Annotated in this window: 23 protein-coding genes; 5 read left to right on the forward strand and 18 right to left on the reverse strand. The window is 60.4% G+C overall.

Annotated elements, in window-relative coordinates; all coding sequences use genetic code 11:
- Positions 1 to 115: 115 nt before the first annotated feature.
- The 3 genes from HMPREF3148_RS08000 to pgsA are packed head-to-tail and all read right to left on the reverse strand — an operon-like array spanning position 116 to position 1,613.
- Positions 116 to 487, reverse strand: coding sequence for a helix-turn-helix domain-containing protein (locus HMPREF3148_RS08000; protein ID WP_034656969.1), 372 nt, complete (start codon positions 485 to 487; stop codon positions 116 to 118).
- A 44-nt stretch (positions 488 to 531) separates the two neighbouring features.
- Positions 532 to 1,011, reverse strand: coding sequence for a nicotinamide-nucleotide amidohydrolase family protein (locus HMPREF3148_RS08005; protein ID WP_005528999.1), 480 nt, complete (start codon positions 1,009 to 1,011; stop codon positions 532 to 534).
- Positions 1,011 to 1,613 carry a CDP-diacylglycerol--glycerol-3-phosphate 3-phosphatidyltransferase gene (gene pgsA / locus HMPREF3148_RS08010; RefSeq protein ID WP_172453515.1) on the reverse strand — a complete coding sequence of 201 codons (603 nt, stop codon included), beginning with the start codon at positions 1,611 to 1,613 and terminating at the stop codon, positions 1,011 to 1,013. The genes HMPREF3148_RS08005 and pgsA overlap by 1 nt, the downstream gene beginning before the upstream one ends.
- 47 nt (positions 1,614 to 1,660) lie before the next feature.
- Here pgsA and HMPREF3148_RS08015 point away from each other — a divergent pair, with 47 nt between their 5' ends.
- Positions 1,661 to 1,954: a YciI family protein gene (locus HMPREF3148_RS08015; protein WP_046645309.1), complete on the forward strand. Its 294-nt coding sequence runs from the start codon at positions 1,661 to 1,663 to the stop codon at positions 1,952 to 1,954.
- A 108-nt stretch (positions 1,955 to 2,062) separates the two neighbouring features.
- On the opposite strand, the gene HMPREF3148_RS08020 is transcribed toward HMPREF3148_RS08015, so the two are convergent.
- The 7 genes from HMPREF3148_RS08020 to dapB all read right to left on the reverse strand — a co-directional run bounded on the left by HMPREF3148_RS08020 (position 2,063) and on the right by dapB (position 12,438).
- Positions 2,063 to 3,181: a TerC family protein gene (locus tag HMPREF3148_RS08020; RefSeq protein WP_049063452.1), complete on the reverse strand. Its 1,119-nt coding sequence runs from the start codon at positions 3,179 to 3,181 to the stop codon at positions 2,063 to 2,065.
- A 235-nt stretch (positions 3,182 to 3,416) separates the two neighbouring features.
- Complete coding sequence (locus HMPREF3148_RS08025) at positions 3,417 to 6,881, reverse strand: FtsK/SpoIIIE family DNA translocase (protein WP_080970055.1); 3,465 nt, start codon at positions 6,879 to 6,881, stop codon at positions 3,417 to 3,419.
- A 163-nt stretch (positions 6,882 to 7,044) separates the two neighbouring features.
- Positions 7,045 to 7,683: a TIGR03085 family metal-binding protein gene (locus tag HMPREF3148_RS08030; protein ID WP_049063453.1), complete on the reverse strand. Its 639-nt coding sequence runs from the start codon at positions 7,681 to 7,683 to the stop codon at positions 7,045 to 7,047.
- Positions 7,684 to 7,746: 63 nt separating this feature from the next.
- A complete protein-coding gene (locus HMPREF3148_RS08035) occupies positions 7,747 to 9,891 on the reverse strand; it encodes a ribonuclease J (protein WP_083287743.1) in 2,145 nt (714 codons plus the stop codon).
- Positions 9,892 to 9,893: 2 nt separating this feature from the next.
- Positions 9,894 to 10,802, reverse strand: a complete 909-nt coding sequence (dapA, locus tag HMPREF3148_RS08040) for a 4-hydroxy-tetrahydrodipicolinate synthase (RefSeq protein ID WP_005528992.1) — start codon at positions 10,800 to 10,802, stop codon at positions 9,894 to 9,896.
- Between the two features lie 87 nt (positions 10,803 to 10,889).
- A complete protein-coding gene (gene thyX, locus HMPREF3148_RS08045; protein WP_005528990.1) occupies positions 10,890 to 11,639 on the reverse strand; it encodes an FAD-dependent thymidylate synthase in 750 nt (249 codons plus the stop codon).
- A 52-nt stretch (positions 11,640 to 11,691) separates the two neighbouring features.
- Positions 11,692 to 12,438: a 4-hydroxy-tetrahydrodipicolinate reductase gene (dapB, locus tag HMPREF3148_RS08050; protein ID WP_049145034.1), complete on the reverse strand. Its 747-nt coding sequence runs from the start codon at positions 12,436 to 12,438 to the stop codon at positions 11,692 to 11,694.
- 134 nt (positions 12,439 to 12,572) lie between these two features.
- Here dapB and HMPREF3148_RS13560 point away from each other — a divergent pair, with 134 nt between their 5' ends.
- Positions 12,573 to 12,710 (forward strand): VOC family protein, encoded by a 138-nt coding sequence (locus tag HMPREF3148_RS13560; protein ID WP_110301985.1) that lies wholly within the window; start codon positions 12,573 to 12,575, stop codon positions 12,708 to 12,710.
- A gap of 81 nt (positions 12,711 to 12,791) precedes the next feature.
- The gene (locus HMPREF3148_RS08055; protein WP_049151828.1) at positions 12,792 to 13,505 is read left to right on the forward strand and encodes an AMIN-like domain-containing (lipo)protein; all 714 of its coding nucleotides are present in this window, start codon (positions 12,792 to 12,794) and stop codon (positions 13,503 to 13,505) included.
- Positions 13,506 to 13,637: 132 nt separating this feature from the next.
- Here the strand turns inward: HMPREF3148_RS08055 and HMPREF3148_RS08060 are convergent, their stop codons facing one another.
- A complete protein-coding gene (locus HMPREF3148_RS08060) occupies positions 13,638 to 15,878 on the reverse strand; it encodes a polyribonucleotide nucleotidyltransferase (RefSeq protein WP_005528983.1) in 2,241 nt (746 codons plus the stop codon).
- A gap of 149 nt (positions 15,879 to 16,027) precedes the next feature.
- Between HMPREF3148_RS08060 and HMPREF3148_RS08065 the strand changes: the two genes are divergently transcribed.
- On the forward strand, positions 16,028 to 16,540 hold the full coding sequence (locus HMPREF3148_RS08065) for a CPBP family intramembrane glutamic endopeptidase (protein WP_049145725.1): 513 nt from the start codon (positions 16,028 to 16,030) through the stop codon (positions 16,538 to 16,540).
- A 13-nt stretch (positions 16,541 to 16,553) separates the two neighbouring features.
- Here HMPREF3148_RS08065 and HMPREF3148_RS08070 read toward each other — a convergent pair whose 3' ends face one another.
- The 4 genes from HMPREF3148_RS08070 to HMPREF3148_RS08085 form a co-directional block, all read right to left on the reverse strand.
- Positions 16,554 to 16,868: a DUF4288 domain-containing protein gene (locus HMPREF3148_RS08070; protein ID WP_046645302.1), complete on the reverse strand. Its 315-nt coding sequence runs from the start codon at positions 16,866 to 16,868 to the stop codon at positions 16,554 to 16,556.
- Between the two features lie 108 nt (positions 16,869 to 16,976).
- The gene (gene rpsO, locus HMPREF3148_RS08075; protein WP_005528980.1) at positions 16,977 to 17,246 is read right to left on the reverse strand and encodes a 30S ribosomal protein S15; all 270 of its coding nucleotides are present in this window, start codon (positions 17,244 to 17,246) and stop codon (positions 16,977 to 16,979) included.
- A 166-nt stretch (positions 17,247 to 17,412) separates the two neighbouring features.
- A complete protein-coding gene (locus tag HMPREF3148_RS08080) occupies positions 17,413 to 18,345 on the reverse strand; it encodes a nucleoside hydrolase (protein WP_049151827.1) in 933 nt (310 codons plus the stop codon).
- Positions 18,346 to 19,371, reverse strand: coding sequence for a bifunctional riboflavin kinase/FAD synthetase (locus tag HMPREF3148_RS08085; protein ID WP_005528978.1), 1,026 nt, complete (start codon positions 19,369 to 19,371; stop codon positions 18,346 to 18,348).
- A 37-nt stretch (positions 19,372 to 19,408) separates the two neighbouring features.
- Here HMPREF3148_RS08085 and truB point away from each other — a divergent pair, with 37 nt between their 5' ends.
- Complete coding sequence (truB, locus tag HMPREF3148_RS08090) at positions 19,409 to 20,302, forward strand: tRNA pseudouridine(55) synthase TruB (RefSeq protein ID WP_049145720.1); 894 nt, start codon at positions 19,409 to 19,411, stop codon at positions 20,300 to 20,302.
- A 30-nt stretch (positions 20,303 to 20,332) separates the two neighbouring features.
- On the opposite strand, the gene HMPREF3148_RS08095 is transcribed toward truB, so the two are convergent.
- Genes HMPREF3148_RS08095 through HMPREF3148_RS08105 form a run of 3 tightly spaced genes read right to left on the reverse strand, consistent with a single transcriptional unit; the run spans position 20,333 to position 23,133 of the window.
- Positions 20,333 to 21,001: a 4'-phosphopantetheinyl transferase family protein gene (locus HMPREF3148_RS08095; protein WP_005528976.1), complete on the reverse strand. Its 669-nt coding sequence runs from the start codon at positions 20,999 to 21,001 to the stop codon at positions 20,333 to 20,335.
- On the reverse strand, positions 21,001 to 21,828 hold the full coding sequence (locus HMPREF3148_RS08100; protein WP_005528975.1) for a metallophosphoesterase family protein: 828 nt from the start codon (positions 21,826 to 21,828) through the stop codon (positions 21,001 to 21,003). Before HMPREF3148_RS08100 ends, HMPREF3148_RS08095 begins: the two co-directional genes overlap by 1 nt.
- Positions 21,829 to 21,858: 30 nt before the next feature.
- Positions 21,859 to 23,133, reverse strand: a complete 1,275-nt coding sequence (locus HMPREF3148_RS08105; protein WP_049063465.1) for an MATE family efflux transporter — start codon at positions 23,131 to 23,133, stop codon at positions 21,859 to 21,861.
- Positions 23,134 to 23,206 lie beyond the last annotated feature (73 nt).

The following is a 23,206-nucleotide window of genomic DNA, read 5'->3' on the forward strand; positions in this document are numbered from 1 at the left end:
TTTCAAAATTTTCTGAAAAAGTATTTCTCCGGTTCTCTATACTAGCGAAGCCCGCGCTTCACTGCGTTGCCTAGGGCATAAAGTTCGCTGTGGAGCGCGGGCTATTAAAAGCTAGTTAGAGCTCAGATGCTGCAGGGGCAGTCGACGCCAGTTCCTCATCCATCGACGGCAGTGCCATGTAGCCCGCTGCCTCAATGAGAACGTCAGCAACGCTTACCTCGAGCGCATGGCAGACAGACGCCAGAAGCTCTGAAGATACTTCCTTGCGTCCACGCTCTAGCTCGGAGAGGTAACCCGGGGATACACGGGCCACGCCGGCGAGCTCGCGGAGAGTCACGCCCTTGTCAGCGCGGAAGGCGCGGAGCGTGAGCCCCAAAGCCTCACGAAGGAGCGGTTCCGGAGCGCGTTTAGGGGTTTCGACGGCACCCGGTACCCGCGCCTGGGTGGCGTTTAAAGGCTTTTCAAGAAGTGCTGTTGTAGTGTTCATCATCCTGTATAACGTGCTAAGTCAGCACTTTGTTCCCGACAGTGCTAATTTTCTTCCAAAGTTGATAGAAGCAGGCTCAATGCTGCGGCTACAGCACCCGTTCGAATCTCGTCGCGCGAGCCAGAAAGGTGCTCCGTCTGAATCGCCGTTGGTTCAACGCTGGGACCCACAATCCCTACGAATACCGTGCCCGCGGGTTTGCCCTCCTGAGTATCAGGGCCTGCGACACCAGTTAGCGAGACCGCCCAATCCGCGCCAGTCTCACGGGCGGCAGCCACGGCCATCTCCTGCGCCGTCGACGCGGAAACCACGCCCCGTTCCTCCAGCTGCTCCAGAGGAACGTGCAAGAAATGGGACTTTACCTCGGTTGCGTAGGTAACCAATCCCCCGCGCAACACTGCAGAGGCGCCGGGCACGGTGGCCACGGTGGCCGCGGCTAGGCCAGCAGTCAGAGACTCGCAAAACGCCACAGTTTCCCGGCGCCGCTTGAGCGTTTCAACTACTTGGCTGGCCAGAGAATCCATTAGGAATTCTGCTTCCGACCGTCAATGAGGTACTGCACACCGGTGACCACGGTGACCACAACTGCCGCGAGCATGACCGCAAAAGTGGGGATATCCATCCAGCTCGGTAGCGGGCACAGATACATGGCAACGGCGATGGTTTGGAGAACAGTCTTTAGCTTGCCGCCCTTAGATGCCGGGACCACCTTGCCCTGGCGCAGCAAAGCCATGCGCCACAAGGTAATGCCGAACTCGCGCACCAGGATAACCACCGTCACCCACACAGGCAGCACACCGATGATATTAAGACAGACGAATGCAGCCGTCATCAGTGCTTTATCTGCGATGGGGTCAGCAATCTTGCCAAAGTTTGTAATCAGACCGCGGGAACGAGCAATGTCGCCGTCCAGCTTGTCCGTGATCATCAAAGCCACAAATAGGCCAAACGCCCACCACTCATGGTCCGCCAGGACAAGCCATGCAAAGACTGGGATAAAAAGAATTCGCAAGCTGGTCAAGACGTTGGGCAGATTCCAGTTGGAAACGTTGGGATTTACATCCGACGCCGCTGCTGCCTTTTGCTGAGCTTGAGAATCATTCACGGGACTAATCCTACCTGCCATGTTGAAGCTCCTGCGGCTGACTCCCCCAACTCCCTAAGATGAGGGGCATGAAGTACATTGCAACACTCTACGAATATGACCCTGAAAATCCGGCCATCGCTGATAACCGTCCGGCGCACCGCGAATTCATCAACGGCCTCAATGCCGAAGGCAAGATTCTTGGCTCAGGCCCATTCCCAGATGCCAAAGGCGGCGCGTTGATTGTCCTCCAGTTCACGGATGAGACGGCCACCATCGAAGACGCTGCCGCAACCATGGACAACGATCCCTTCTTTACATCCGGCGCAGTCACCGCCCGCGACTTCCGCGAGTGGAATCCAGTCATCAACTCGTTTAGCTAGTAGCTAGTAAGCGCCCAACCTCGATAAATGCTAAGACCCGGAGAGGAATGCACAGTGTTTCTCTCCGGGCCTTTATGATGCGGTGTAAACGCCTCTTAAACTTGTGGTTTAAGGCAATTCTGACTGCGGTAGGTCCGCAGCTTTGCCTACAAACTCGCCGCTCTTGGTGCGAACTATCTTGTTACCCTCTTCGTCCCAGTCATAGTGGTTGTGAGATATCGAGATACCACCCTGGGCCTCGTCGCGCTTGCTCTTCAAAACAGAGGCGGCAACGGTCACCGCGAGGACGCCCACGATAACCAGCAGGGACATCAAGGTCGGAATCTCTGGAATGCCGCCGACGTTTTCGCCGCCATTCACGAACGGCAGGTTGTTCTCGTGCAGCGCGTGGAAGAGGAGCTTCACTCCGATGAAGCCCAAGATGATGCCCAGGCCATAAGGCAGGTAGACCAGACGCTCCAAGAGGCCATCAATCAGGAAGAACATCTGGCGCAGGCCCATCAAAGCAAACGCGTTAGTAGTAAAGACCAGGAACGGTTCTGAAGTAATGCCGTAGATAGCCGGGATGGAGTCAAACGCGAACATAACATCGATGAGGCCAATAGCGGTCAGTGCCACGAACAGTGGCGTCAGAGCCAGCTTGCCCTTCTTCGGGCCGGATTCCTCGCGGTGGGTGAGCTTGTCACCGTGGTAGCGCGGCGTCACGTGAATGACCTTGCGCAGCCACTTGATGACGAGCATGTCGTTGGGGTCCGTCTCCTCAGCGTCGCGGATCTCATCGACGATGAGTTTGACTGCGGTGTAGATAAGGAAGATTGCGAACAGATAGAACACGTCGGACCACGCCTGGATGATCGCAGCACCGAGCATGATGAAGATGAGGCGGAATAGCAGCGCCAACACGATGCCGATCAACAGCACCTTCTGCTGGAAGCGGCGAGGAATCTTGAACGAGCCCATAATCAGTGCGAACACGAAGAGGTTGTCCACGCTCAAGGCCTGCTCAGTCACCCAGCCTGTGTAGAACTGAATGGCGTGCTCGTGATCCCACAGCACCCAGACGATTCCGCCGAAGATGACGGCGAGGCCCATATAAAACAGGGTCCAGGAGCCGGATTCCTTGATGGAAGGCTCGTGCGGGGATCGCACGTGGCTGTAGAAATCAAAGATGAAAAATCCGAGAATGACGACGATGGTGATCGCCCAGATCCACAATGGGACATGCATATATAAATATCCTCCGGTCGGGTTACGAAATTGACCGGAGGTCTCCCCCACCCGCTCGACGCGGGCCAGCGAGACCGGGAACCCTGGTAATAAAACCGAGCTGCCGTGTTGACGATCATCGCTGTGGAGCGGGGTACTCCCCTCCAAGACTCGTCCTATATTACACAAAAGAAAATGCCCTACCGCATTTAAATCGGTAGGGCATTAAATCACCAGCGCAACTTGAGTCCGGTTCTTAGAACGCCCCAGAAGATGGGTTGTAGGTGGCCTGCACGGTGCGTGTGTCGTCGGAGGACGCGGCATCGTCAAGCGCTGCGTCGCCACCGTCAGCAGACTGCGCCATCTCCTCCTGGATTTCCTTCGGGGCTTCAGCCGGATCCGCGCCCTTAATCATCCAGATTATGGTGTCGAGTTCTTCCGGCTTGACCAGAACCTCACGTGCCTTCGAGCCCTCGGAAGGACCCACGACGCCGCGGGATTCCATCAAATCCATCAGGCGACCAGCCTTAGCAAAGCCGATGCGGAGCTTGCGCTGGAGCATCGACGTCGAACCCAACTGGGAGGTAACCACAAGTTCGACGGCCTCAAGCAGATCATCCAGGTCTTTTCCGATGTCCTCGTCGATTTCCTTCTTCGCCTCGGACTTCTTTTCTTCCGTGACGCCTTCAGTGTAGTTCGGCTGGCCTTGTGCCTTCGCGGCATCGACAACAGCCTGAACCTCTTCGTCAGAAACGAACGCGCCCTGCATACGCACCGGGCGTCCGCCTTGCGGGATGAACAGACCGTCGCCCATACCGATGAGCTTCTCGGCGCCACCCTGGTCCAAAATGACGCGGGAGTCAGTCAGCGACGAGGTAGCAAAGGCGAGGCGGGAAGGAACGTTGGTCTTGATCAGACCGGTCACGACGTCCACGGAAGGGCGCTGGGTTGCTAGGACCAGGTGGATACCCGCCGCACGTGCCTTCTGAGTAATACGGACGATGGACTCCTCGATTTCCTTCGGGGCGGTCATCATGAGGTCGGCCAACTCATCCACCACGCACACGATGTATGGGTACGGGCGCATCTCACGCTGGGAGCCGGCAGGTGCCTGGTGCTCGCCGGAGATGACCTTGCGGTTGTAATCCTCAATCTTGCGCACGCGGGCGGACTGCATGTCCATGTAGCGCTGCTCCATCTCCTCGACCAGCCACTGGAGGGCGGCTGCCGCCTTCTTCGGCTGAGTGATGATCGGGGTAATGAGGTGTGGAATTCCTTCGTACGGGGTGAGCTCCACCATCTTCGGGTCAACGAGAATGAGGCGCACCTCCTCCGGGGTCGCGCGGGTGAGCAACGAGACGAGCATGGAGTTCACGAATGCGGACTTACCGGAACCGGTAGCACCCGCCACCAAAAGGTGTGGCATCTTCTTCACGGAGAAGGACGAGTATTCACCCTCAATGTCCTTGCCCAAGCCGATGAGCATTGGATCGTCGGAGCCAGCGATGGCCGGGGAATCTAGCACGTCGCGCAGACGCACCATCTCTCGGTCTGCGTTCGGCACCTCGATGCCCACTGCGGACTTGCCCGGGATCGGGGTCAGCAGACGCAGGTTGTCCGTGGCCACGGCGTAGGCCAGGTTGGACTGCAGGTTCGTAATCTTGGAGACCTTGACGCCTGGTCCAAGCTCGATTTCGTAGCGCGTAACTGTTGGGCCACGGCTAAAGCCGGTGACCTGGGCGTCGACCTTGAACTCCTCGAAGACATCAGTGATGGCCTCGATGATGCGGTCGTTGGCCTCGGTACGAGCCTTGGCAGGCTTGCCCGGGGTCAGCAGGTCAGTGGTCGGCACGTCGTAGTCGGATTCGCTAGCCACACCAGGGGCAGGTGCCGGGGCCGGTGCAGCAGAAGCCGCCTGTGCGGGTTGCGCCTGTGGTGCGGACTGCTGGGACTGCGTTGCTGGCTCTTCGACGGACTTGCCGGTCGTGGCATCGCGCCCGGATCGCTGTTGGAACAGGCGCACTGCCTCAGCGTGTGCCGAGGAGACCACGTCTGCTGCGGAGTCGAGAGCAGCGCTTGGCGACGCCGCTCCTGCCGCAGCACCCGCAGCCGCGCCAGCGGCAGCACCGGCGGCACCGCCGATTGCGGCACCGGCTGCGCTGGCAGATGCCTGGGAAGTACGGCGCGGGGTTGCCGAGCGCGGAGACGCTGGGAGCACGGTGGTTGACACCTCGTCGCGGACTACTGGAATCTCATCGGTGTCGTCGACGCTGCGCGGGATAGCTGAATTGAATTCTGGGCGGCCATGCTGCACTGGGTGCGCCGGCGTGGCCGGTTGTGAGATAACCTCGGTCGGCTGCCCCGCATCATCGAGCAGCGCGGACTGCTCGGCGCGCGCTGCAGTAGCTGCGGCGTCCTCATCAGCGTCCTGCATCGGCGCTTGAGCGGAGTCGAAGGAGACCGTTGCGTTTGCGTCTGCCGGGTAGTTATCCATCGGCGTCGACAGGCGGCGTGGGCGCTGGCGGCGTGCGCGGCGCGGCTGCTGCGCCTGGCGTTCCTCACGCGGTGCGCGTTCACGCCCCTCGGCGATGTCGTCGATATCGTCATTGACGTGACCATAGGCGTCGTCGTGGAGCTCCTCGTCGTAGTCCTCGTAGCGTCCGTCCTTGCGCTCGCGCAAGCCGGCCATGAGGTCGTTGAAGACCGCCGAGATGTAGTCGAAGGCCTCGCGCAGGGTGATACCCGTGATGTTCAGGGCACCGTAAATTATCAACAGGAACAGCAACGGGACCGCAACATAAGCAGAGAACGCCGCCTCGAGCAGCTGGCCCACGACAAAACCGATGGCGCCGCCGGCGTCACCTGCAGCGTTGTTTGACCACGACAGGGCAGGCAGTCCGGCAAAGATGTGGATGAGGCCCAGCATGCACACGATGATGAGGGTGGTACCGCCCACGACGCGTGGCTTGAGGTGACCGGCCACGCCGGATACCCCCATCATGAGCGCCATGGCGAGGGCCACCAGCGCCACTGGTAGCACGTACGCACCTGCGCCGATGACGTAGCGCACCGCATTGGTGAGGTAGGCACCGATGACGCCCACGATGTCGAACCACACCGCACACGCGAGGACAATCGCGATGCCAATCAGGGTCAGCGCAACCGCATCCGGATTGGAAATCTGGATGGTGCGTTCCTGCCGGGCGACGCGGCCCTCAGGATCGACAGAGCGGTCCAGCGCAGTCTCAGGATTATTCGCGACGTCCTCGCCCCGACCTTTGCCATTGTTCTTGGCGCGGGTTACCTTGCTCTTCTTGGTTTTGCCCCGAGTAGAAATTTCCTCCGGCTCCCTTACATCATCGTAATCTTCAGTGTCATAGTCGCCGTAGATATCGCGATCATCCGCACCGCCGTCACTCGGTCGCAGATTGTTCATTCCACGGCCGACGCCGCGTGCCATATCGCCCATGCCACGCGCTGTGGCGCCAAAAACCGCGCTTAGCCCACGACCGACAGCACGGAATGCGCTGCCGGTCCTCTCGGAAGAGGTCTCAGCAGCGCGGTTTGCGGAAGTCAGCGTGAGATGCTCGGAGTTTCCCCGGCTCGAGGACTTACCTGTACCGGTACGGCCAGACGGCCGCGATCGGTTCGCAGGGCGGGCGCTTCCCTTTGAGGAGCGGCCACGGTGCGAGGCGCGTGACGGTGCGTTTTTGACAGACATATCCGCCACTCTAGTAGCCCTTGCACCACTATTCACATACGCCACACTAGTTTCGGGTGGATATTTTCCTTAGTGAATAAGGCTTCTACACGCTTTTGCATCCTCAATGGGCAGCAAATCGCTAGTTGCTGCGCTTATTCTAGTCTAAGGGCTTGACGCAAAGTTAGAAGCCGGATCGGACGATAGCATTGTTATCGCCCTCAATCCTGACGTCACTGGCGTCACGGCCGTAGGTCCACAGAACCAGTTCGGAGACTGGGCCCAGGACGCGGACGACGTCGTCCCCGCGCTCAGCCACCTTCTTACTATCGCCCACGACGATGCGAGCAAGGCCCTCCGGGTACAAGACAACCGGCTTCGCGGACTTGCTCAACATGCGGGGAGCCAACATTTTCAACCCCTTGTGGAGTTCCTTCTCCACTGCCTTTGAAAAGTCGCGCGGCTCGGTCATACCGTTGGCACGGCGAATGTCCTCATGGTGGATGAAGTGCTCAGTGAAGTTTGCCAGTGAATCAACGTAGCGCATTGGGTTCGTCTTCTTCGCTCCCCTCCCCCAAGCATCAACCAGCTCATCGAAGTCACGCGCTGCTGCTTTCTGCATCGCCGACTCAAGGCGCTTTTGCAGCTGCGGGATGAACATCCCAGCGGCCGCGTCAGGGCGGTTTTCCCTTACCCACAAGTGCGCGGCAAGGTCGCGAGTGGTCCAGCCTTCGCACAGCGTAGGGGCATCCGGACCGAGTTTATGGAACAGCGCCACCATCTTGACGCGCTCAGCAGAAGAAAACGACATGTGCCCCAGCATAGACTGCCGGGGCACATGTCGTTTGAGAGGTTTAGCCTAAAGCTCCTAAAGCTACTGCCTCATTTAAAGAGACTCGCGGGAAGCCTCTACCTCTTCGTCATCAGCCAAGAGTGGACCAGAGTTTGTCGGGATGATAGTCGGCAAGATGACTGGCTCGCGCTTGTACTTGGAATCCATGAGCTTGGATACCTTGCGGCGCAGCTTCTGCACCATGCGGTAGGTATCGTTCTCGCCCTCAGCGGCGAGATCGTTCATCGTGGACTCAACCAACTTGGCAACCTCCGGCACGATGCCGCGGTCATCGTCAGAGAAACCAGTGGTGGATACAGCCGGATGCTCAAGCAGCCGGGACGTGCGGTTATCAATCACACAGGTGATGGAAACGACGCCGCCAGAGCCGAGGTTGGTGCGGTCTGCCAGGGTATCTGCGTCGACGTCACCCATGGAGACGCCATCGACGTAGAGGTTACCCACGGTAATCTGGCCAACAACCTCTGCACGGCCGTTGCGCAGATCAACGACAACGCCGTTCTGTGCCAGAACCACGCGGTCGCGGTCAACGCCAGTGGAGACTGCCAGTTCCTTGTTTGCACGCAGGTGACGCCACTCGCCGTGGACCGGCATAACGTTCTTCGGACGCGCAGCGTTGTACAGGAAGAGCAGCTCGCCGCCGTAGCCGTGGCCGGAGGCGTGAACCTTGGCTTCCTTGTTGGTGATAACTTCAGCACCAATCTGGGAGAGCATGTTCATGACACCGTAAACGGCCTCTTCGTTGCCCGGAATCAGGGACGAGGAGAAGATGATGAGGTCGCCGTCGCGGACGGTGATCTGACGGTGCTCACGGCGTGCCATGCGTGACAACGCAGCCATTGGCTCGCCCTGGGTACCGGTGGTGATGAGCAAGACCTTGTGCGGTGCCATCTTGGCAGCCTCGTCGATCGGGACGATGGTTCCGCGCGGAACCTTCAGGAAGCCCATCTTCTCGGCGATTTCCATGTTGCGCATCATCGAGCGGCCGTTGAAGGCAACCTTGCGGCCAGCATAAACGGCGGCGTCGATAGCTGCCTGTACACGGTACACGTTGGACGCGAAGGTTGCGATGATGACGCGCTGCTTAGCATTGGACACCAGGCGGCGGAAGGTAGCCGGGATATCTCCCTCGGATGCGGAAACGCCCGGGATGTTCGCGTTGGTGGATTCGCAGAGCATCAGGTCGACGCCCTCATCACCGTAGCGAGATAGCGCCGGAAGGTCGGTCGGACGGTTATCCAGCGGGGTCTGGTCCAGCTTGATGTCACCGGTGTGGATGATATTGCCAGCCGGGGTGCCCAGCATGATGCCCAGTGCATCCGGAACGGAGTGGTTAACTGCCCAAAAACGGCAGCGGAACGAACCGTAGTTCACATCCGACTTCTCGTTGACCTCAACGAACTTCGGCTTCTGGCGGTGCTCCTTACACTTCGCCGCAATCAGCGCGATGGTAAAGCGCGATGCCACGATTGGAATATCCGGGCGCAGCTTCAGCAGCCACGGGATAGCACCAATGTGGTCCTCGTGAGCGTGGGTGACAACGAGTGCCTTGACCTTGTGAATCTTCTTCTCGATCGGGCCAAAGTCCGGCAGGATCAGGTCGACGCCCGGCTCGCCAGAGGACGGGAAGAGCACGCCGCAGTCGATGATGAGCAGCTCATCCTGGTACTCGAAGACGGTCATGTTACGGCCAATTTCGGAGATACCGCCCAGAGCGTAGATGCGCAGGGCATCCTTCGGCTGCTTTGGTGGTTCCGGCAGACGCTTAGTCAGATCCGCGCCCTGCATCGACTTCGGCACGTTGCGGCGACCGCGGTTGTTGTTACGGTGGCCGCGGCCACCGTTGTTGCCGTTGCCATTGTTCTCATTACCGCCATTGTTTCCGTTGCCGCCGCGACCGCGACCACGGCCGCCACGGGAGCCACGGGAACGGGAGCGACGGTTGTTGCCGCCCTCGTTGTTGCCCGATTTATCGGAATTGTTGCCACCGTTGTTGCCGTTGCCAGAGGACTGGCCATCGGAGGTGTTCTTGGAATTGTTCTCACCGGATTCCGTGCGCGCCGAATTGGTCGGTGCCTGAAAAACCGGCGAAGCCGCCTCATTCGAGGCGGTCTCAGTTTCCGCTGGTGGGCCCGCCTTGCGGGTAACCTTGCGGGAACGGTTACGGGGTTCAGTCATTCTTAAAGGACTCCAGCCTTTTCCATATCACGGCGAAGCTCCTCGATCTCCTGCGCGGAGGCCGCGACAACTGGGAGACGAGGGTCGCCGACTTCGATGCCCTGCAGACGCAGGGCAGCCTTTGCGAGTGTTGCTCCTCCCAGACGCGCTTGCGCCTGGATGAGCGGGGTCAAAGTTTGTGCATTGATCTCCCTTGCGCGTGCAAGGTCGCCTTCTTCGAAGGCAACAAGGAGATCCGCGAGAGCACGCGGAGCTGCGTGGCCGACGACCGAAATGACGCCGGAGGCGCCCAAGGTCAGCCAAGGCAGGTTCAGCGGATCATCGCCAGAGTACCAAGCCAAGCCGGTCTCCTGAATAAGCGGTGCGGCCGCGCCAAGGTCGCCTTTAGCGTCCTTGACAGCCTTGATGTTCGGCAATTCCGCAAGGCGGCGGATGGTCTCCGTCGCAATTGGAATGCCCGAGCGGCCAGGAATGTCATAGAGGCAGATCGGAAGATCGGTTGCCTCGGCAATTGCTGCGAAGTGGGCGTACACACCTTCTTGAGAAGGCTTGGAGTAGTAAGGAGCCACAACGAGCAGGCTGTCTGCACCCGCTTCTGCGGAAGCCTTGGCCAACTCGATGGACACTGCGGTGTTGTTGGTACCTGCACCTGCGCAGAGCTTTGCGCGGTCCCCTACTTCTTCCTTGACGGCCTTGAGCAGCTCTAGCTTCTCATCCAGCGTTGTCGTCGGCGATTCACCCGTGGTACCAGCCAGGATGAGGGAATCTACGCCGTTGTCAACGAGGTGAGCTGCTAGACGACGCCCCGCGGCTACATCGAGTTTGCCATCGCGGTCAAACGGGGTGACCATGGCTACTCCGACGCGGCCGAAGGTTTCTACGCCTGTCTTTGCTGTCATACCTGTGCTCATAGCCGTCAAGATTACCCGCTTCCCGCGAAAATTTGTTCATCGGGGTCGCGTGGCGGAACAAGCTATGGCCACCGCCACGGACTTGAACTAGGCGTATGGGCTCGATGCCATTTCGGTGCCGTCGGCAAGCTGGGTGATGTGGAAGTCATCGAATACCACCGGCGACTGCTCGCGCAACAGCTTGAGGCAGGCAATCGCTAGCTCACGCATCTCGGTGTCCGCTTGCTCGGTGGCACGCGCGCCGATGAAATGGCGCCAAGCCCGGTAGTTTCCGGTAACCACGATGCGGCTTTCCGTCAGGTTGGGCAGCACGGCGCGCGCCGCTTGCCGCGCCTGCTTCTTGCGCAGTAGTGCGTTGGGCTCATCTTCCAGCTTGCCCTCCAGCGCGCTGAGCAGCTCGTTATAGACAAAACGCGTCTCATCCACTGCCTGCATGGTAAGCCGCGTCAGCTGCTCGTCTTCAGCAATGAGCTTGGGCAGTACCACCTGTGTTTCCTCCGGATGCACGTAGCGTTGCGAAAGCTGCGAGAAGGAAAAGTGGCGGTGGCGCACCAGCTCATGACTGGCAGAGCGCGACAGGCCGCGGATGTAGAGCGTAGCCGTGGCGTGTTCCAGCAGCGCATCGTGGCCCACCTCAAGGATGTGACGCAGGTACGCGGGGTTGCTGGCGGTGCGTGGATTCGGCTTATCGAAGGACTCGTAGCAAGCCCGGCCGGCAAATTCGACGAGAGCCTCGCCATCGGAGGCTGCCTGCTCCCTCTCCCACTCGATGCCCTGCGGCGGGTGGAACTGCGTTGCCGCGATGAGCTGGACGTCCAGTTCGCTAATGCGTGCCATATTTTATGCCTTATGTCTTCTTTAATGCCTTATGTCTTCCCGATAGTCCGACTTATAGGCCCAAGTACTTCTCAAGACCCACGGTCAGCCCGGGGTGCTCTGCAATCTGGCGAACGCCAACCAGCACGCCTGGGGTGAAGGAAGAACGATCATAGGAATCCTGGCGGATGGTCAAGGACTGCCCCTGGGCGCCGAAGATGACCTCCTCGTGGGCAACCATGCCGCGGGTACGCACGGCGTGGACTGGGACACCGTCGACGTCGGCGCCGCGTGCGCCTTCGAGAGCCTGCTCGGTAGCGTCCGGCATCTCTCCTAGGCCTGCTTCCTTGCGGGCTGCCGCAATGCCTTGCGCGGTGTGGATGGCGGTGCCAGAAGGCGCATCCAGCTTGGTTGGGTGGTGGTACTCCACAACCTCGGCGGTCTCGAAGTACTTCGCAGCCTGTGCTGCGAAAACCATGGTCAGCACGGCGGAGATAGCAAAGTTTGGTGCAATCAGGACGTTGCCGGCGCCATCTTGCTTGGTCCACTCCTCGACCTGTGCCAGGCGGTCTGCGTCGAAACCGGTGGTGCCCACGACGCAGTGAATGCCGTTGCCAATGCAGAACTCGAGGTTTGCCATCACCGAAGACGGCTGGGTGAAGTCAACGATAACCTCGGCGTGGTTATCCACCAGCACCTGCAGGTCAGTATCGCGGTCAACCTCAGCGACCAGCTCGAGGTCATCTGCCGCATCAACGCCTTCTACAATCGCCTGGCCCACGCGGCCCTTCGCACCCAAGACTCCCACTTTGATAGCCATAAATGCTCCTTGCCCTGTTCAATGTTCAATCTAAATTTAAATACGTATAAGCACGCTACATCTAGCGCAGGCCTTATTGCCTGCCCCAACGCCGACCAGTCTAACGCGCCAGTTCGCAACGTAGGCTTTGTGCCATGCGTATCTATACTGCTTCCTTGCTTGTCGACGACGTCGCTCGCGCCCACGATTTCTACGTCAACACCTTGGGTTTCAAGGTTAAAGACGATGACACCGTGGGCAACCTCATCCAAATGGTGCAACTCAAGCTTTAGCGTCGCTGTGTCTGGCGGGCAGTGCAGGAATGATTTAAAGATTGTGCACAAGCGTGAGCCCGTTTTCTTAGACTGGTCAGCATGATGCCTCTCAAACTCTCTGCGCCTTCCTATTCGCTTTCTCATCGCCGCCGCCTGTACGTTGTGGCCGCCACCTTAACCACGGCCACGCTTACGCTTTCCGCCTGCACCGGCAGTGCCTCCAACGACAACAGCCACAGCGCGCCGCTATCTACCGTGGCGCCTTCTGAGACTACGCCGCCGACGAGCAGTCAAACGTTAGAGGAGACCACAAACCCGCAGCCGACAAGCACCGAACAGAAATCAGATGGGCTTCCAGAGGGCTTCCTAGGCACTCCAGATACGGCAGACATCGACTTCGACGGAACCTCCGAAGGCGAACTAATCCCAACCACTATGCGTGCTGGTAGCCATCAAGGCTACGACCACGTTGTCATAGAGTTCGCGGGCGCCGGCATTCCGCGGTGGTGGGCACACTACACCGAGTCCACAAGCGCACCAGGGTCGGGGTTCCCCGTGCCCTACTCCGGCAATATCGCTCTCGAAATAGGCCTCGAAAGCACACCGTGGCCCGATAGCCAAGAGCTCCGAGACGCAATGCTCAAGCCCCATGCCCAAACGCCTGGCGCGGGTGTCGTGCGCAGCGTGGAATTTGTCAGCGCATTCGAGGCCCAGTCTCACTTCGTTATTGGGCTCGATAAGAAAGTGCCCTATTCCATCACGTACTTGGACGGTCCACCTCGCATTGTCATTGACTTCCTCACCAACTCTTAGGCTTGCCCCTAGTCACCGATGACGCTAGAGACAAGGAAAGGCGCCCTCGCTAGCAGCCGGCATAGTTGCGACTGCCAAGCGAGGGCGCCGTTGTGAGACAGCCGCATCACACGGCTTGTCGGGAGGGTGCGACTAGTCTTCCTCGACTGGAACCAAGGAGATCTTGCCGCGGTTGTCGATGTCTGCGATCTCCACCTGGATCTTATCGCCGACGTTGACGACGTCCTCGACCTTCTCGATGCGCTCGTCGCCGCCGAGCTTGGAGATGTGGATGAGGCCATCACGGCCTGGGGTCAGGGAGACAAACGCGCCGAAGGCTACGGTCTTAACGACGGTGCCTAGGAAGCGCTCGCCGACCTTTGGCAGCTGCGGGTTAGCAATAGAGTTAACCTTCTCGATTGCAGCGTCGGCAGCCTCACCGGTAGCGGCGGAGATGTAGACGGTGCCGTCTTCCTCGATAGAGACCTCAGCGCCGGTCTCCTCAGTAATCGAGTTGATGGTCTTGCCCTTCGGGCCGATGAGCTCGCCGATCTTGTTGACCGGAATCTTCACAGAAGTGATCTTCGGAGCCAGACCAGACATCTCGTCTGGGCCTTCGATGACCTCAGCCATGGTGTCCAGGATGGTGGCGCGGGCGTCGCGAGCCTGCTCCAGGGCCTGTGCCAAGACCTTGGACGGGATGCCGTCCAGCTTGGTGTCCAGCTGCAGAGCGGTGATGTACTCGGAGGTACCTGCGACCTTGAAGTCCATGTCACCGAAAGCGTCCTCAGCACCGAGGATGTCAGTCAGAGCGACGAACTTCTCCTTGCCGTCTACCTCGCCGGAGACAAGACCCATTGCGATACCTGCAACCGGTGCCTTCAGTGGAACGCCAGCGTTGTACAGGGACAGCGTGGAAGCGCAAACGGAGCCCATGGAGGTAGAACCGTTGGAGCCGAGCGCCTCAGAGACCTGACGGATGGCGTACGGGAAGTCCTCACGGGAAGGAATAACCGGAAGCAGTGCGCGCTCAGCGAGTGCACCGTGGCCGATTTCGCGGCGCTTCGGGGAGCCAACGCGGCCGGTCTCACCCGTGGAATACGGCGGGAAGTTGTAGTGGTGCATGTAGCGCTTGCCCGTGACCGGGGTCAGGGAATCGATCTGCTGCTCCATCTTGAGCATGTCCAGGGTGGTAACGCCCAGGATCTGGGTCTCGCCGCGCTCGAACAGGGAGGAACCGTGGGCGCGTGGGATGAGGTCAACCTCAACGCCCAGGTCACGGATGTCGGTAACGCCACGGCCGTCGATACGGAAGCCCTCGGTGAGGATCTTCTTACGCACGATGGCCTTCATGACAGCGTTATACGCAGCGCGGATCTGCTTGGAGGCATCCTCGTCCTCGAACTTCTCATGGAGATCCGCCTCGACCTGCTCCATGTACTCGTTCGTTGCGTCGTCGCGGTCCTGCTTGCCCGGGATGGTCAGCAGCTTCTCCAGCTTCTTGGAGGCTGCCTTCTCAACTGCGGCGAAGACATCATCGGTGTACGGCGGGAAGAGCGGGAACTCCTGAGTTTCCTTAGCAGCGCGCTCAGCCAGACCTGCCTGAGCCTCGCACAGGGTCTTGATGAACGGCTTGGCTGCTTCGAGGCCCTCAGCAACAGTGGATTCCTGCGGTGCCGGTGCGCCTTCCTTGATGCGCTCAGCAACGTTGGTGCCTGCGCCAGCCTCGACCATCATGATGGCAACGTCTTCCTTGTTGCCCTTCTTTACGATGCGGCCGGCCACGACCATCTCGAACAGTGCACGCTCGTGCTGCTCGTGGTTCGGGAATGCAACCCACTGGCCCTTCGGGTGCTTGTCATCAGCGATGAGTGCCATGCGCACGCCGCCGACAGCGCCGGAAACCGGCAGGCCAGACAGCTGCGTGGAAGCAGAAGCGCCATTGATGGCGATGACGTCGTAGTACTCCTCCGGCGCCATAGAAAGCACGGTAACAACGACCTGTACCTCATTGCGCAGACCCTTGACAAAGGTCGGGCGCAGTGGACGGTCAATCAGGCGGCAGGCCAGGATGGCCTCGGTGGAGGGTCGGCCCTCACGGCGGAAGAAGGAGCCCGGAATCTTTCCGGCTGCGTACATTCGCTCCTCGACGTCCACGGTCAGTGGGAAGAAGTCAAAACCTTCACGTGGCTGGTTGGAGGCGGTGGTGGTGGACAGGAGCATGGTGTCCTCGTCCAGGTAAGTGGTGACAGAGCCGCCCGCCTGACGAGCCAGCAGGCCAGTCTCGAAACGGATGGTGCGGGTGCCAAAATCGCCATTGTCAAGGGTGGCGATTGCTTCGGTGATACCGAATTCTTCATCAATGTTGAACTCAACAGCGTTTCTAGCGCTCAAAGTTTTCTACTCCTTGTAGCCCGGCGATCATCGGTGCCGCCGGTGAAAAATGGTGGGGTTTCTACAACGAGTAGCGATTTTAGCAGCTTTCCTGGGATTATGTCGAACATCACGCGCCCCGACTCGCGGTACAGACTTAGACTTAAGCCATGGCCATGTTGTTGCTGTGGTCGCTTCCCACACTCATCTACCTGCTCCTGCGCCACCAGCCGGCAGTCGCCGTCTGCGGACTGGGACGTCCATGGGCGCGCGGGTGGGCGTGGGCAGCGATGATGCTGCTCGTGTTGCTGGTGCTGAGCTACCTCGCGTTGTTGCCTGTGTCGGCGGAGGTTGTCGCGCAGGCCACGACTGCAACAACGGCAATGGGATTCCTCGCGATGGCGCTGCGCGCGGTGGGCGAAGAAATCTTCTTCCGCGGTTTCCTACAAGGAATTATCACCCAGCGCTGGAATGCCGGCGCGGGAATTACAGTGCAGGGCCTCCTCTTCGGCCTCATCCACCTACCGCTGGCCATGCTGGATATCAGCCTCATCCCGCTCTTTGTTTTGCAGATTGCCACCGGCTTCGCCCTGGGTTGGCTGCGCGAGAAAAGCGCTTCTCTATGGCCCGGCGCCGCCGTGCACGCTACCATCAACGTCCTCACGGCAGTGCTCCTCGTGTAGCCCACGCGCGGGACTAGGCGAACGGGTCGCGCCCTCCCAGCATCATTTCGAAGCGCGCATAGTCCTCAAGCGACGCAAAGTGGCGCGCATAGAGGTCCACGTCTCCCTCGACCGTGCCGTCGAGTGCGGGCGCGACATCCACGATGTGGCGCATCACGATTGTGGGATGCTCTGCCGATTCTTGGCTACGCGCCAGCGCCTCGACCTTCGCGCGCGCCTCATCGTCGTCTGTGGCACGGACGAGGACAAAATCTTCCCGGAAATACGACGGCTCACTGGGCTCTACCGATTCAAGTTCAAAAACGACAATGCCGATATAAGGTTCCATGGTGCCAAGCTACCGCCTCCAGGGCCGCGACACCTGCTTCGCGATCAAGATGGCCCTAAAACGCAACAAACCCCGTCCGAAGACGGGGTTTGAAAGCTACCGAAAGGCTTAGCGGCGCAGGCCCAGGCGGGAGATGAGGTCACGGTAACGATCAATGTCGTTAGCTGCGAGGTACTTCAGCAGGCCACGGCGACGACCAACCATCAGCAGCAGACCACGACGGGAGTGGTGATCGTGCTTGTGGAACTTCAGGTGCTCGGTCAGGGTGTTGATACGGGAGGTCAGCAGAGCGATCTGTGCCTCTGGGGAGCCGGTGTCGGTCTCGTGCAGGCCGTACTCCTTGAGGATCTCTGCCTTCTTCTCGGTGCTCAAAGCCATGTTGGATTTCTCCTATTGTATTTCAGTCCGCATGAAATTCTTAGCGCCTTTAACTGCTGCGGACCGCAGTCACAAAGCCAAGCGATAACTTTAACAGCTTTTCTGCCCCAAACCCAAACTGCGGCTTCTTGGCACAATTCGCAGAAGACATGTCACTTGCTGCACGTCAATGCTGTTGCAGGAGCGAATTGAGCTTGTCCATCAGCTCAGCCGCAAAGCGCGGGGCATCCACCTCTACTGCCACGTGGGCAGCCTTGTGTGGTTCTTTCATCCTGGCAACATCGCCGATGGTGCGGCCCGGGGTCGTGCCAGTGGTTTCGCAGGCCAGGTTGGTATCGAAGCAGGTGACCAGGCGAGGGTCTGCCGCCACGGCCACCGCGAGCGGATCGTGCAGGCCACAACCGCCAAGGTCCGGTTCGATGTCGGCATAGGCACGGATGTAATAGTCCAGCATGTCCGCATAAACGCGTCCGGCCTGCGTACCGAGCCCACGCCACTGCCTGGTCTCCGCAGCGGTCAGAAGCGTTTGCAACGTGACATCCAAGCCCACCATCGTGACATCGCGTGCAGTGCGGAAGAGGAAGTCCGTGGCAGCGGGGTCCTGCGCCACATTGGCCTCAGACCAGGTGGTGACGTTGCCCGGCACGGTCAGCGCCCCGCCCATCATGACGATGCGAGTATCCGCCAGAGCCGGCTCAGCTTTCAGCGCCGCCGCGATCGTGGTGGACGGCCCAGTCGGGATAATCACCAGTTCCTGGCCGTGCTCCCGCGCGGCGCGGCACAGAAACTCCACCGCAGATTCTTCCTGTACCTGCCCGCGCGGCGGCGGAAGCAGGACGTCGCCAATGCCATTGCGGCCATGGATGAATGCGGAAATTGGCTTAACCTGGAACCCCGCCGGCTGCGCACCGGCAAAGACCGGGACGTCGCCCGCACCGAGCAGCTCCAGCAGAACCAAGGTATTGCGCACGCCGAGCTCCACCGGCACGTTGCCATAAGTCACCGTCACGCCGATGAGCTCAAGGTCTGGGTGCGCCAGCGCATAGGCCAGCGCCAGGGCATCGTCGATCCCGGTATCGAGATCCAAAATGACCTTCATTTAGCCCTCCTGCAGGAAGTACTGGTCCTTCTCCCAACCACATGCCTTAGCATCCTCGGCGAGGACCTCACGTGCCTTGGCCACATCTGCCGCCATCGCATCCAGCAGCTCCTCCACGGAATTGAACTTCACCATGTCGCGCAGATGATCCACGAACTTCACGGTGGCCACGTGCCCATATAGATCAGCATCGCGATCCAGCACGAAGGACTCGATGGAACGCTCCTCGTCGCCGAAAGTCGGGTTCGTGCCCACAGAGATCGCCGCCGCATAAGCCATGCCGTGGTCCATGTTGCCCTCGACGGGCGCCTCAGCCGGCTCCAGGATGAACCAGCCCGCATAGACGCCATCGGCCGGAATCGCCACGCTGTCCGGGAAGTACTGATTGGCGGTCGGGAATCCCAGCTCCTTGCCGCCGCGTCCGGCACCGCGCACCACCGGGCCCGTCACCGAGAAGTGGCGGCCAAGCGCCCAATTAGCCTTGGCAATCTCACCTGCTGCCAAGTTGGCGCGGATATTTGTGGAGCAGATTCGCACCCCGGCGTCGTCAAGCAACGGCACCACGTCGACGCTAAAGCCATGGGTTTTACCGAACTCCACCATCGCGTCCGCCGTGCCGCTCGCGCCCGCACCGAACGTGAAATTCTCCCCCACGACCACGTGACGCGCATGCAACTTTCCCACAATCAGGTCTTCGACGTAGTGCTGCGGAGTCGTGCCCACGAGCTCCTTGGTGAAGTCGATGACGAGGACCGCATCGATGCCCATCTCTTCCGCCAACTGCAAGCGCCGCTCAAACGTCACCACGGACAGCGGCGCGCGTTCCGGGAGGAAGACCGCGACGGGGTGCGGATCAAAAGTCACCATCACCGTGCGCAATTCCTCCGCGCGCGCATAGCTCACCGCATTATTAATCAGCTGCTGATGGCCGCGGTGTACGCCGTCAAAGACGCCGATGGTCACCGCAGTCGGGCCAAAGTCACCGGGGATGCTGTCGATTCCGTACCAAATATCCACGGCCACCATGCTAATGCACGGCGAGGCGTGGAATAGACTGCAGGGCATGACTGATGCGCTCGCAAATTCTGGCCTAGTGGTAGTGGACAAGCCGCAAGGCATGACCTCACACGATGTGGTGGGCCGCCTCCGCCGCATATTTCACACCCGCAAAGTGGGCCACGCAGGCACCCTCGACCCGATGGCCACCGGCGTTTTGGTGGTCGGTTTGGAACGCGGCACCAAGTTCCTCGCGCACATGGTCGCGTCAACCAAGTCCTACGCCGCCACCATTCGCCTTGGCATGGCAACGCATACTGACGACGCCGAGGGCGAGCGCACCTGGGGCGAGCCTGCAAGCGAACTCGATATGGAGCAGGTTAATAAAGAGGTCGCAGCTCTCACCGGTGACATCATGCAGCGCCCCGCCGCGGTCTCTGCAATCAAGATCGACGGCAAGCGCGCCCACGAACGCGTGCGCGAGGGCGAGGAGGTAGAAATCCCCGCCCGCCCGGTTACGGTCAGCCGCTTCGACATCCTCGCCCACCGCATCGAAGGTGAGTACCTGGACCTCGACGTCACCGTTGATTGCTCATCTGGCACCTATATCCGCTCCCTCGCCCGCGACTTAGGTGAGGCGCTCGGCGTGGGCGGTCACCTCACCGCTCTGCGCCGCACGGAGGTAGGGCCATTTACGCTTGGCGACGCCCGGACCCTCGACGAGCTCGCTGATGCTCCGGCGCTTTCGCTCTCCCTCGACGAGGCGCTCGCCCGCTCCTACCCTGTCCTTCAGGTCACCGAAGGCGAGGCAAAAGCGCTCGCCATGGGCAAATGGCTCGAACCGCGCGGGCTAAAGGGCACCTATGCGGCGGTAGATCCTGATGGTCGCTCGATTGCGCTCATCGAGGAGAAAGGAAAGCGCCTGGCCACGGTCTTCGTGGCGCGGCCGTCGACGCTTTAGGCCCGTGGGTGGGCTATTGAGAGCCCGCCACTAAAAGCCCACCGCGGGCACCACCGTGGAAACGATGACGAAGCCATCGCGGATCATCCAACGGCCGCTAATCAGCGGCACGGGGGTCGGCCGGGCCAAGATATAGGAGATCAAGGTGCCGTCGAGGCGCAAGTCGATCTCTGCTTGGTCGAAGTCCAGCCAGCGATGTGTCATGGGAAACCACGCTTTGTACGTGGCTTCCTTGGCGCAGAACAATAAGCGATCGGGGCAGCTAATCCCGGCGTCGGCAAGCCGCGTTAACTGCGTCATCTCCCCTGCGCGCGCAATCATGGTCAGCACGTGATCGGGCAATGGCTCGGCAGGTTCGGCATCCAGGCCCATGGAGCGCACGTGTTTACTCGGAGCCGCTACTGCCGCGCGCAGGCCCTCTGTATGCGTCATGGAACCGGTATAGCCGTGCGGCCACAGCGGCATGCCCCGCTCGCCGCGCATGATGGGCTCCTGACTTTCACAGCCCAGCTCCTGCAAAGCGCGATGCGCGCACCAGCGGACGTCTCCGAATTCCGCCTTGCGCACGTCAACTGCCTGGGAGACCAAGGATTGCTCCTGCGGGTCCAGCTGCGTGTAATTCATCAGATCCGTAATCGCAGCGTCGGTGCGCACGTAGCAGTAGCGGGCAGTATCTGGGAACAGGTTTGGTTCCAGCATTAGCGCACCTCCTCAAGCGCCGAGGACGCAGACTCATCACTGTGTAGGACCGGATAGGGCCACTGCTGGAGATGGCCGTGCGCCTCCCACTCGCGGGGATAGCCCAGTGAGACCTCGATGTGGTCTACCCCATCGACGTTGATGCAGCCGGGCAGATGCAGGTGACCGTAGATGACCGCCTGCGCGTTATAGCGCCGCGCCCACGAGCGGGTATGGCGAGTGCCGCACCACAGGGCGATTTCCGGCCACGCCATGCGCAGCGTGGGTTCTTGAACCAGCGGCCAGTGATTGACCAACACCGTAGGCCCACTTACCCGGGAAAGGCGCTTGATGGAATAGGCAAGGCGATCCCAGCACCAGGCGCGAATGTCGACGAAAGGAGCGATGGCGAAGTCATCGGTCATGACAATCTGGTGTTCACGGGCACGCTCTAAGGCGCCCTCGACGGTAGTGCCGGGTGGGCGAAAGCTGTAATCATAAAGGGTAAACAGCGGCACGATGGTCACCCCGCCGAAGACGGGATATGGGTCTTCCGGAGTCACCACGCCGATTTCGCGGCAGCCCTCCACCAGCTCGTCATACTTGGCGCGGCCCTGGCACCTATCTTGGGAACGCGAGAAGAGCTCGTGGTTTCCCGGCACCCAGATCACCTTGGCATAGCGCCGCGAAAGCTTGGTGAGGATGCGCAGTACGAGTTCGGTGCGCTCGGCCACGTCACCGGCCACGATGAGCCAATCGGCAGGATCTTCCGGGTAAAGCTCATCGATGCGGCTGGAATTAGCGCGCACTGCCGCGTGGAGATCTGACACCGCCCATAAGGTGGCCATGGCATGCTCCTTTCTTCATTTTCCTTCAGATTAGACCACAGCCCAGCGCATCGAGCGGAAGCGATAGACCACGCCGAGGAAACGGATGAAAACAAACAGCGCAAGGCCGCACCACACGCCGGGCAGGCCCGCTCCCAAGGCGTAGGCCGCCCACACACCGGGCAGGAATCCGCAAAGCACCGAAACGATGGTCAGTGTGCGCAGGAAGGCGGCATCGCTGGCGCCGAGCAGGACGCCGTCGAGTGCAAAGACCACGCCTCCCAGAACCACCATGGCAATCATGATGAGCCACGGCACACGGATGACCTCGAGCACCACTGCATCGGTGGTGAAAAGCGCAGGAATGATGCCGATGCCCAGGGCTAGAACTGCGCCGAGCCCGAGCGCAAAGGCTGTGGAGTAGAAAGTGACCTTGGTTCCGACGCTGCGCGCATGCTTGGCCGAGCCCGCTCCGAGCGCCGCGCCGGTCAGGGCCTGGGCGGCAATCGCCAGAGAATCCAGCACGAGGGATAGGAAGTTCCACAGCTGAATCATGATCTGGTGCGCGGCAAGCTGGGCCGTACCGAAGCGGGAGGCCACGGCGGCGGCCGAAAGGAAGGCCACCTGGAAGCTGGCAGAGCGCACGATGAGATCGCGGCCCAACACGAGCTGGCGCTTAACGACGCCCCACTGCAGCCGCCAAGAGCCCACGTGCTCACGGTGAAGTTCCCACAGGAAGAGCGAGGCCATGATAACCATGCCCAGCACCGTGGCCCAGGCGGAGCCGGCAAGGCCCCACTGGTGGACAAAAAGCGGCACCGCGATGGCGCCGGGGATGAGGCCGGCCAGGGTAAAAATCAGCGGCTTTACTGTGTTTTGAACGCCACGCATCCAACCGTTGCCTGCCATCTCGATGAGATTGAGCGGGATAGCGAAGGCGGCGATGCGCAGCCACAGCGCGGTGTCCTGGGCGGTCTCGGGGTTGCCGGTCAGCCACTGGGCAAAGTGGCCGGCACCGATCCACATGATGACGGCCAGGGACATGCCCACGCCAAGGGCTACGTAGGTTGCCTGCACGCCCTCGGCTACGGCTTCGTTCTTCTTGCCCGCGCCGAAAAGCCGCGAGGCGCGCGCCGTGGTGCCATAGGAAAGGAAGGTCAGCTGGGTTGTCACCACCGTATGGATGGTGGCAGCAGCGCCGAGTGCTGCGAGTTGGTGCGCGCCGAGGCGGCCCACCACTGCGGTATCGAGCAGCAGGTACAGCGGCATGGCAGCCAACACCCCCAGCGCCGGAAATGCGAGGCGAAATACCTCACCAGCGCTCACGCGGGTGACTGCCTTATCTGGCTTCGAAGTATCTTCTGCTTCTGCCGAAGCATTGTCCTGTTCGCGCCGCGTG

The organism is Corynebacterium sp. HMSC05D08 (genome assembly GCF_001807215.1).
GTDB classification, from domain to species: Bacteria; Actinomycetota; Actinomycetes; order Mycobacteriales; family Mycobacteriaceae; genus Corynebacterium; species Corynebacterium striatum.